Raw genomic sequence first — 8,766 nt, forward strand, 5'->3', positions numbered from 1 at the left:
TGGCTATTTCGCGGGTTCGGTCTCGACGGTGACTTCGTCGTCCCCGCGTCCGGGAGTGCGCAGGTTCCAGCGCTTGATTACGAAGGAGAACAGGAAGTAGTAGATGGCCGCGTAGCCGAACCCGATGGGGATGAGCATCCAGGCGTTTTGTGCCTTGCTGAAGTTCAGGACGAAGTCGATCAGGCCGGCGGAGAACGTGAAGCCGTCGTGGATTCCCAGTGCATTGACGAGCGCGTGCGAGGTGCCGGTCAGGACGGCATGGACGATGTAGAGGGGCCACGCGACGAACATGAAGGCGTACTCAAGTGGTTCGGTGATCCCGGTCAGGAAGGCCGTCAGGCCGGTGGAGAGCATGATCCCGCCGACAAGATTCCGTTGTGACGGCTTGGCGTGGCGCCAGATGGCGAAAGCAGCCGCGGGGAGGCCAAACATCATGATGGGGAAGAACCCGGTCATGAACACGCCGGCGGTCGGATCACCTGCGAAGAAGCGGTTGAGGTCGCCGCGGACAAGCTGACCGGAGGCGTCATTGAAGTCGCCTACGAGGAACCAGACCACCGAATTGAGGACGTGATGGAGCCCCACCGGGATGAGCATACGGTTTGCAAAACCGTAAAGCCCGCCACCAAGGACAGCGTTTCCGGCCACGATCTCGCCAACCCAGGACAGCCCCGCGTTGAACGCTGAATAGAGCAGGGCCATGATCACGCCGACCACGAGGGCGGTGAGGGACGTCAGGATGGGCACGAGGCGCCGGCCGCTGAAAAAGCCCAGGTAGTCCGGCAACTTGGTGCGGTAGAACTTTTGCCACAGGATAGCCGAGAACAACCCGACGACGATGCCGGCAAGAACGCCGTAATTGATGACGGCGGGTTTGCCCGCGGGATCCACTTGCCCGGCAAGAACGAGTGGAGACATTGCCTTGAAGACCCCATCGATCACCATGTAGCCGACGGCGGCCGCCAGAGCGGTCGACCCGTCGGACTTCTTGGCCCAGCCGATGGCGATACCAATGGCGAAGATGAGCGGAAGCCACGTAAAGACCGCGCTGCCGGCGGCTTCGACCACGGAGGCACCGCCTTCGAAGCCGGGGATGGCGCCCAAAAGGTCCACTTGACCGGCCCGGAGGAGGATACCCGCGGCGGGCAAAACCGCGATCGGAAGCATGAGCGTGCGGCCCAACCGCTGGAGGTTCGAGAAGGCGGCATTCGCCTTCTTCTCCGGCGCCGTGGCGATGGATTCAGGGACTGACATGAGAGGCACCTTTGCGTTTAGGAAGGGCTTGTGGAAGATCGGCTCAGCCGGTACTGTCTGGTTATAACCAGTGTGATTCATCCCACGCGGACCTGTCAAGGCAGTCGATCCGCCGGACGGATTGACTCATCCTGGCCACACCGGGGCCGCTTGGCCACGGATCCGAAGTGCCCCCGGAAGGGGGCGCAATGAGAGAGGCATGCCATGTCAAAGGCAGAAAAGATCATTGAAGGACTCGGCGGAGCTGGGAACATCGTCGAAGTCGAGGCGTGCATCACCCGCCTGCGCACTGAGGTCAAGGACTCCTCACTCGTGAGCGAGGCGGCCCTGAAGGCAGCCGGGGCGCACGGCGTACTCACCGCGGGCACAGCTGTTCAGGTCATCGTGGGCCCGGAGGCGGACACACTCGCCGACGACATCGAGGACCTCCTCTGATGACGGAGGCACTCCTCATCCACGCACCCCTGGCCGGCAGGGTTATGCCCCTCGGTGAGGTCCCGGACCCGGTGTTCTCTGCCCAGATGGTCGGCTCCGGCGCGGCCATTGAGCCGCCGGAGGGCGAAACATTTGACGTCGTCTCCCCGGTTGCCGGGAAGATCATCAAGCTGCTTCCGCATGCTTTCATCGTCGTCGACACCGCGGGCAGGGGCGTGCTTACACATGTCGGGATCGACACCGTCAAGCTTCAGGGCGAGGGGTTCGAGCTGCTCATTGACAAGGGGGCGACGGTCGACGCCGGTGCACTGATCATGCGCGTGGATCCGGCTGCCGCTGTGGCCGCCGGATATTCCCTCGTGAGCCCCATCGTCGTACTGGACACCAAGCCGGACACGGCGACGCCGATCGCCTCAGGCGCCGTGGCGGCCGGCGCCGAGCTGTTCTCGGTGCCGTAGGCAGGGCGGGGTCACGGAAACAAAGCCGGAGCCCTTCCCGCTACAGCCGCACCTCCATGTTCAGCGAGTACCTGTCAGATCGGTACCACGAACGTGTGTGCTCGATGGCGAGCTGGCCCGAGTAGGAAGTGCGGTCGAAGAACAGGACCGGCGCGCCCGTCCCGGTGCCGAGGAGCGCCCCGACATCCGCCGGGGCGCCCTCGGCGCGCACGGTCTGACGGGCGCGGTTGATCTCCTTGCCGAACTGGGCGGCCAGGGCCTTGTAAACCGAGCCGGTGAGGTCAATGTCGAGGAGCCCACTGGCATGTTCCGGGTTGTACCAGGCGTCGTCGACGCTGACCGGCCGGCCGTCGGCGAGACGCAGCCGGCGCAGGTGGATCGCCTCGGCACCCTGGGACAGGCCCAGGGCGTCCGCCGTGTCCTTCGGCGCGGCCGCGAGCTCCGCCAGGAGCACCACGGTGCTGGGGGTATGACCCTGGGCCTCCATCTCCTGGGTGAAGGACGCCAGGTGGAGGGTGGACTGAACTGCCGAGTCGGCTACGAATGTGCCCTTGGCCGGGACACGCACGAGGTGGCCCTCGGTGACGAGTCGGCCGATGGCGGCCCGGACGGTGATACGGCTGACGCCGTACGCGTCCATCAGTTCGCGCTCGCTGGGGAGGCGGGCGCCGGGTTCGAGTTCCTCTTTGGCCACCTTGAGGATAATCGAGCGCAGCTGCTCGTGCTTGGGTACCTGACTGTTCACGATATGCACCTGGGTGGCAGGTGCCGTGCTCGTACGTGCGGCTGGCAAATCGGCCCCTTTGTTAGTGGAGCGATCCGGTAAGGACCACCTACTCGGATTATGCCACGTGAACCCTGTCACGGCCCACCGGAAAACTTACGACCAGCCCTGCTGGCGCTTGAGGCTGGTTTGGCCGACGCCGCGGCCTGGTTTGATCTCAATTATTTGGTGAGGCCCTTCGAGTGAAGGCCTGGGTGCAGGCTTCGGTCGAAGACCATTGGCCAACGATCCCCGGTCGAAGACCGCTGAGCGAGTATCCGTGGGCAGCGGTTCAGCCCGTAACACTGCGTACGCCATCCGCCGTCGTATGGACTGGCGCGTGGCAAGCTGTAGGGATGGACAGCACAGCCGCGCCCCAAGCGGGGGAATCACCATTCGCACGACCGGTGCCGGGCGGCCTGCGCCACCCGTTGGGTCCACGCGATCCCGGTGACGCCTGGGTCGAGGGCGAGCACGGACGGTTCTGGGGTCGGTTCGGTTCCGCCGGGCTCCTGGTCCACGACGCCGCAAAGGGAATCCTTCTCCAACACCGCGCTTTGTGGAGCCATCAAGGCGGCACGTGGGGGCTCCCGGGAGGTGCCCTGCACCAAGGGGAAGGGGCCATCGACGGGGCGCTGCGGGAAGCACGCGAGGAAGCGGCCGTGCCTCCGGAGAACGTCCGTGTCCTGTTCACGTCGGTGTTCGACGTCGGCTACTGGACCTACACCACGGTGGTTGCCGAGGCACTGCAGCCCTTCGAGGCCGCCATCAGTGATCCGGAAAGTCTCGAACTGCAGTGGGTGGGGGTTGACGCAGTCGGTGGCAAGAAACTGCACCCGGGCTTCGCCACCGCCTGGCCCGGACTGCGCAGCAGGCTCACGGAGGCCCGGCGCATCACCAGCCGGCCGTAACCAGCCGTGTGTGCCCGGGCAAGCCCCGGACGGGGCAGCCCGGCCTAGTGCTGCCGGGGCGCGGGACGCCGGCGATACAGCCAGATGAGTCCCAGAATGGGCAGCAGGAGCGGGATGAATCCGTAGCCGCGGCCAAACAAGGACCACACCGTCTCGTGCGGGAAGTTCACCGAGTCGAATACGCTCAATGCCCCCACCACGAGGACGCCCACAAGCTCCACCAGGACTGCCGCCACGGAAACCTTGAACGCGGTGCGGCCCGGCTTCGCGAGGGACACGGTGGCAACTACGTAGACGGCTGCGGCGAACGCGGACAGCAGGTACGCCAGGGGCGCCTCGGAAAACTTCGTGAGAATCTGGTAGCCGGCCCGGGCGGTCGCCGAAATCGCAAACACGGCATAGACAGCAATCAGCAGCCGTCCCGGCCCAGTGTTGCGGGTGTCGGTCGCCGGCGCAGTTTGCGCCGCCCCAGTTTGTGTGGAACCAGCCTCCGTGGAACCAGCAGCTGCCGGCCCGGCGTCCGCTGCCCCGGTGATGCCGGAGGCCGACCCCGCCGGGTTGCCTGTGCCCTCCTGGGAGGATTTTGCGTTCACGTTTTCTGCCTCTTCCATCTCAATACCAGATCTGGTTCATACGGGCCGCCATCACCAGGGCAGTGACGCCGACCGCGGCCAGGACGAAGTTGCTCCAGCGGGTCCGCTCCAGGATGGACCAATACACGGCGCCGATCGGGAGGATCAGCGCCGTCGCCAGATAGCCCCAGAACTCCCAGGACTCCCCCGCGATCTGCTCCCCGCTGGCCACCCGGACAATCGAGCCCACCAGATAGACCAGGAGGGCCAGTTCGACGGCGGCCACCGACAGTATGGTCGTGTCGTTGGGCGCCTTCTTCAGGATGCCCGCGGCGACGCAGATGATGCTGGAGAGCAGGCCAACCACAAGGATGATGTAGAAATACGCGTCCACTACTGCCCGGCCCGCTGTTCGTTGCCGCCCGCTTCGGTGGCGCCCTTTTCGATGGAGCGCTTTTCGGTGCCGCTCTTTTCAGTGGAGCGCTTTTCGTTATCGGGCGCGAACACCAGCACGGGCTTGGCGTAGCTTCCCGCGTCGGCCAGGAGCGCCACGAGCGTACCGTCCGGCGCGAACGCTGCTGCCGGCTTGTCCGCGGTCGCTGCCTCCGGCGTGCCGGCTGCGGCTCCTGCGGCGACCCTGCGGCCGAAGGAAATCTCGGTGGTCTCCGCCTCGCTGAGTTCACGGTTCGGCATCAGGGCCCGGGCCGCGTCCGAGATCTCCAGGACGTCCAGCTTCTCCGCCAATTGTTCAAGGGTGTGTGCCTGCTCAAGCGTGTAGGGACCCACTTGGGTCCTGCGCAGTGCCGTCAGGTGGCCGCCGACGCCGAGTGCCTCGCCGAGGTCGCGCGCCAGGGCACGGATGTATGTGCCGGAAGAGCACTCCACCGTGACATCGACGTCCAGGGCTTCCCGGTCTGCCTCACCATCGTGCACGCGGCGGACCTGGTGGACCTCAAAGCGGTGAATCGTCACGGGACGGGCCGCGAGCTTGACCTCTTCACCGGACCGGACCCGGGCGTAGGCGCGTTCACCGTTGACCTTGATGGCGCTGACACTGCTGGGAACCTGTTCAATTTCCCCGGTCAGAGCGGCGACTCCGGCGCGGACAGCGTCTTCGGTGACCCCGGCGGCGCTGCGGGTGGCGGTGACCTCGCCTTCGGCGTCGTCCGTCACGGTGGATTCACCGAGCCTGATGGTGGCGGTGTAAGTCTTGGAGGTGCCCACAATGTAGGTCAGCAGCCGGGTTGCCTTGTTGATGCCCACCACGAGAACGCCGGTGGCCATCGGATCGAGCGTCCCGGCGTGGCCGACCTTTCGGGTACCGGCGATCCGCCGCATCCGTCCAACCACATCGTGGCTGGTCCAACCTTGCGGCTTGTCTACTATCACCAGTCCAGAAAGCACGCCTCCCAGTATATGCGGGCCAGCCGCGCCCCACCGCCCACGGCCCCCGCGCCCACCGCGGACGCCGGGCGTTAGGATGGCACACATGCCCGAGCTTGCCGCACATGTCCGCGACGTCCCGATCAACCAGATCCGCGAGATCACCGAAGCCGCCTGGGGAACGCCCGGTGCGATCGTGCTCAGTATCGGGGAGCCGGGCTTCGCAGTCCCCCGCCACGTCCTCGAGGCCGGGATGGCGTGCCTGGACCGGGACGAGACCAACTACACCCCTAACGCCGGGATCCCCGCATTGCGGGAGGCCTTCGCCGCCCGCTTCCGTGAACACAACGCGACGCCGGTCGGCGCCGAGCGCGTCTATGTGGTCGACGGCGCCCAGCAAGGCCTGCACTTTGCCATGAGCCTGCTGCTCTCCCCCGGGGACGAGATCCTCATTCCCAACCCCGGCTACCCCACCTTCGCGATGACGAGCAGCCTGCTGCACGCCGTGCCCGTACGCTACCCGCTGTACCCGGAGCACGATTTCCAGCCGCGGATCGAGGACATCGAGGCGCTCATCACGCCGCGGACCAAGGTATTGATCCTGAACTCTCCGTCCAACCCGCTCGGCGCCGTCCTGGGCGAGGACCTGACGCGCCGCCTCGTGGAGCTGGCGAGGCGGAACGATCTGTGGGTCATCTCCGACGAATGCTACGAGGCGTTCACTTACGATGTCCCGCACGTCAGCCCGGCCCGCTTCGACAGCGACGTTCCAGGCGAAGCGCGCGTGTTCACCTCGCTCACGCTCTCCAAGACCTACGGGCTGACGGGACTGCGCATCGGCGCGCTGATCTGTCCGCCCGGGCTGGAGCAGAAGATGAATAACGTCATGGAGTCGATCGTGTCCTGTGTGGCCTCCCCGTCGCAGTACGCGGCACTGGCAGCTTTGACCGGTCCGCAGGACTACGTCAGCCATGCCCACGCCCATTACCGGGCCAACCGGGACGCGGCCTCGGCGGTGCTGAGCTCCCATGGCATCCCCTACCTCGCGGCCCAAGGCGCGTTCTATCTGTGGGCGGACGTCTCACATGCCAGCGACGGGGATGTCCGGACATGGACGCGCCGCTTCCTGGCGGACTCCGGCGTGGCCTTCGCCCCCGGCACGGCGTTCGGCTCTATTGGCGAGGGCTGGATCCGCATTGCGCTCTGCGGAAACCAGGCCGATCTTGTGGAGGGCCTCCGGCGTATCCCTGCACGCGAACTGGCGGCAGGCCCCGACGGGTCCACCGGCCCTACCGCCGGAGAAGCTGGCGCCCTAGCCTGAGCACACGGCGCTTCCAGGCTGGCCCGCCATCCTGGCTTCGGGTTGTCCTGGCCCGTCCGGGCGCCGTGGATTCCGGCCAAGGGAGTACATCGTGTGGTGGCAAGACCTGCTGTGGGGTTTCTGGAATGGGCTGACGGCATGGATCGTCCTGATCGCCCATGTCTTCGGTTTCTGGAGTGAGTTCCCGTTCTATAACTCCGCCCGCGCGGGGAACTGGTATGACTTCGGCTACCTCCTCGGCATGGGATCTCCCGTGCTAGGCGGTGGGCTGGGAGCCCGGGGACGCTCCAAGCGCCGCTAGGCATTTCGAGATGGCATTTGGCGGCAATTTTTGCCCGCGCACTGCCGTGTTCTGCAATCTCGACGTCATCTGGGTGCCAAGCCCGACCCAACCGGCGGTCATCCCGGATTTGCCGCCAATGCCTCATCGAGCCAGCTGCGGAGGGCCGCGGCCGGCGGCGCGCCAGCCTGGCGGGCCGCCACCGTCCCCTTCTTGATGACAAGCAACGTTGGGATGGCCTGGATATCGAACCGCCTGGACAATCCCGGGGAGGTGTCGACGTCGACCTTCACGAGCTTGAACTTCCCGGCCCGATCCTGCGCCAACCTGTCCAGCACCGGGCTGACCATCCGGCACGGCCCGCACCACGCCGCCCAGAAATCGACGAGAACCGGAACGGAAGACTGCTCCGCGACAACCGGGAAGTCGGCGTCTGACGCCGACACGATCCAGGGAAGGTCCTTGCCGCAGTTGCCGCAGCGCGGGTGCCCGGCAGCGGCCGCGGGAATCCGGTTGGTCTTCCCGCAATGCGGGCACTTGGTCAGGCTGGATTCCACGGCACTCCGATGGCCCTGCGCATACGTGCAGTCATGGTTCCATGGGACTCCCCTGCCCCTCAACGGGCCAAGGGTCGAAGGTCCCCGGATACAGAAACAGCAGGGGCCGGACCCGTTTCCGGTTCCGGCCCCTGCTGTTGAAGGCACTCTTACTTGTTGCGGTCCTCATCGATCGCGTCGTTGTCGATGAAGTCCAGGTCCTCTTCGTCAAAGTCGTCCTCGTCGAGCTCCACGTCCTGGGGCGTATCACTCTTGTAAGGATCGGCGTCTCCGGCGTGCGTGGCGCTTTCGGCCAGCGCGGCCACCTCGGCGTCGCGCTTCTTCGCCGCGCGGAGCAGTTCCTCAAGGTTCGAGGCGGTGACGGGGATCTGGTCGGCCACGAATTCGAGCGTCGGTGTCAGCCGCACGGTGATGTTCCGGCCGACTTCCTGCCGCAGCACACCCTTGGCCTTCTCGAGCCCCTTGGCGGCATCGGCCTGGGCCACTTCGTCACCGAACACGGTGTAGTAAACAGTTGCGTGCTGCAGGTCGTTGGTCACCCGCGAGTCGGTCACGGTGACGCCCTCCAGTCGGGGATCCTTCACCCTCCGGCCCAGCGCCTCGGCAACGACAACCTTAATCCGCTGCGCCAACTTGGCAGCCCGTGCGGGATCAGCCATTTCCACTCCTAAAAATTTGGATGTACGACGGCGCCGGAACGGTGGCCGCACAACTGTTGGGTTTTAATGCCACGCCCCTAAGGCGAGTCTACGACGGACTCCCGTTGGTTTCTTCCGGCGACCCTTTGGAGCCGTGGAGGGGGCCCGGGAGTGGCATCGGGCCTGCCGGAGCT

General features: G+C 65.8%; 12 protein-coding genes. 5 read left to right on the forward strand and 7 right to left on the reverse strand.

The window, feature by feature from the left end; genetic code table 11:
- Positions 1 to 3 precede the first annotated feature (3 nt).
- The gene (locus LQV16_RS06095; protein WP_229993007.1) at positions 4 to 1,254 is read right to left on the reverse strand and encodes a PTS transporter subunit EIIC; all 1,251 of its coding nucleotides are present in this window, start codon (positions 1,252 to 1,254) and stop codon (positions 4 to 6) included.
- Positions 1,255 to 1,458: 204 nt separating this feature from the next.
- On the opposite strand from LQV16_RS06095, the gene LQV16_RS06100 reads away from it, so the two are divergent.
- The gene (locus LQV16_RS06100; protein WP_229993008.1) at positions 1,459 to 1,689 is read left to right on the forward strand and encodes a PTS glucose/sucrose transporter subunit IIB; all 231 of its coding nucleotides are present in this window, start codon (positions 1,459 to 1,461) and stop codon (positions 1,687 to 1,689) included.
- Positions 1,689 to 2,147, forward strand: a complete 459-nt coding sequence (locus LQV16_RS06105) for a PTS glucose transporter subunit IIA (RefSeq protein ID WP_229993009.1) — start codon at positions 1,689 to 1,691, stop codon at positions 2,145 to 2,147. The genes LQV16_RS06100 and LQV16_RS06105 overlap by 1 nt, the downstream gene beginning before the upstream one ends.
- Before the next feature lie 40 nt (positions 2,148 to 2,187).
- Here the strand turns inward: LQV16_RS06105 and LQV16_RS06110 are convergent, their stop codons facing one another.
- Positions 2,188 to 2,892 carry a GntR family transcriptional regulator gene (locus LQV16_RS06110; protein ID WP_229993010.1) on the reverse strand — a complete coding sequence of 235 codons (705 nt, stop codon included), beginning with the start codon at positions 2,890 to 2,892 and terminating at the stop codon, positions 2,188 to 2,190.
- 374 nt (positions 2,893 to 3,266) lie between these two features.
- Between LQV16_RS06110 and LQV16_RS06115 the strand changes: the two genes are divergently transcribed.
- The gene (locus tag LQV16_RS06115) at positions 3,267 to 3,821 is read left to right on the forward strand and encodes an NUDIX hydrolase (protein WP_229993011.1); all 555 of its coding nucleotides are present in this window, start codon (positions 3,267 to 3,269) and stop codon (positions 3,819 to 3,821) included.
- Between the two features lie 44 nt (positions 3,822 to 3,865).
- Here the strand turns inward: LQV16_RS06115 and LQV16_RS06120 are convergent, their stop codons facing one another.
- Genes LQV16_RS06120 through truB form a run of 3 tightly spaced genes read right to left on the reverse strand, consistent with a single transcriptional unit; the run spans position 3,866 to position 5,797 of the window.
- Positions 3,866 to 4,414 (reverse strand): hypothetical protein, encoded by a 549-nt coding sequence (locus tag LQV16_RS06120; RefSeq protein ID WP_229993012.1) that lies wholly within the window; start codon positions 4,412 to 4,414, stop codon positions 3,866 to 3,868.
- Between the two features lie 19 nt (positions 4,415 to 4,433).
- Positions 4,434 to 4,787, reverse strand: coding sequence for a hypothetical protein (locus tag LQV16_RS06125; protein ID WP_229993013.1), 354 nt, complete (start codon positions 4,785 to 4,787; stop codon positions 4,434 to 4,436).
- Positions 4,787 to 5,797: a tRNA pseudouridine(55) synthase TruB gene (gene truB / locus LQV16_RS06130; RefSeq protein ID WP_229993014.1), complete on the reverse strand. Its 1,011-nt coding sequence runs from the start codon at positions 5,795 to 5,797 to the stop codon at positions 4,787 to 4,789. The genes LQV16_RS06125 and truB overlap by 1 nt, the downstream gene beginning before the upstream one ends.
- Before the next feature lie 85 nt (positions 5,798 to 5,882).
- On the opposite strand from truB, the gene LQV16_RS06135 reads away from it, so the two are divergent.
- Both LQV16_RS06135 and LQV16_RS06140 read left to right on the forward strand, forming a co-directional pair.
- A complete protein-coding gene (locus LQV16_RS06135; protein ID WP_229993015.1) occupies positions 5,883 to 7,097 on the forward strand; it encodes a pyridoxal phosphate-dependent aminotransferase in 1,215 nt (404 codons plus the stop codon).
- Between the two features lie 91 nt (positions 7,098 to 7,188).
- Positions 7,189 to 7,398, forward strand: a complete 210-nt coding sequence (locus tag LQV16_RS06140; RefSeq protein WP_026266615.1) for a hypothetical protein — start codon at positions 7,189 to 7,191, stop codon at positions 7,396 to 7,398.
- A gap of 98 nt (positions 7,399 to 7,496) precedes the next feature.
- Here the strand turns inward: LQV16_RS06140 and trxA are convergent, their stop codons facing one another.
- Entirely contained in the window at positions 7,497 to 7,934 is a 438-nt protein-coding gene (trxA, locus tag LQV16_RS06145) for a thioredoxin (RefSeq protein WP_229993016.1), read from the reverse strand.
- A gap of 149 nt (positions 7,935 to 8,083) precedes the next feature.
- Complete coding sequence (gene rbfA, locus LQV16_RS06150) at positions 8,084 to 8,593, reverse strand: 30S ribosome-binding factor RbfA (protein WP_229993017.1); 510 nt, start codon at positions 8,591 to 8,593, stop codon at positions 8,084 to 8,086.
- Between the last annotated feature and the right edge of the window lie 173 nt (positions 8,594 to 8,766).

The organism is Arthrobacter sp. Bi26 (genome assembly GCF_918697925.1).
Lineage (GTDB): Bacteria > Actinomycetota > Actinomycetes > Actinomycetales > Micrococcaceae > Arthrobacter.

What these genes read in the sequence shown, in the direction of transcription:
- LQV16_RS06115 (WP_229993011.1), top strand. Translation starts at nt 3,267, where the DNA reads ATGGACAGCACAGCCGCGCCCCAAGCGGGGGAATCACCATTCGCACGA.
- LQV16_RS06095 (WP_229993007.1), bottom strand. Translation starts at nt 1,254, where the DNA reads ATGTCAGTCCCTGAATCCATCGCCACGGCGCCGGAGAAGAAGGCGAAT.
- LQV16_RS06100 (WP_229993008.1), top strand. Translation starts at nt 1,459, where the DNA reads ATGTCAAAGGCAGAAAAGATCATTGAAGGACTCGGCGGAGCTGGGAAC.
- rbfA (WP_229993017.1), bottom strand. Translation starts at nt 8,593, where the DNA reads ATGGCTGATCCCGCACGGGCTGCCAAGTTGGCGCAGCGGATTAAGGTT.
- LQV16_RS06105 (WP_229993009.1), top strand. Translation starts at nt 1,689, where the DNA reads ATGACGGAGGCACTCCTCATCCACGCACCCCTGGCCGGCAGGGTTATG.
- LQV16_RS06135 (WP_229993015.1), top strand. Translation starts at nt 5,883, where the DNA reads ATGCCCGAGCTTGCCGCACATGTCCGCGACGTCCCGATCAACCAGATC.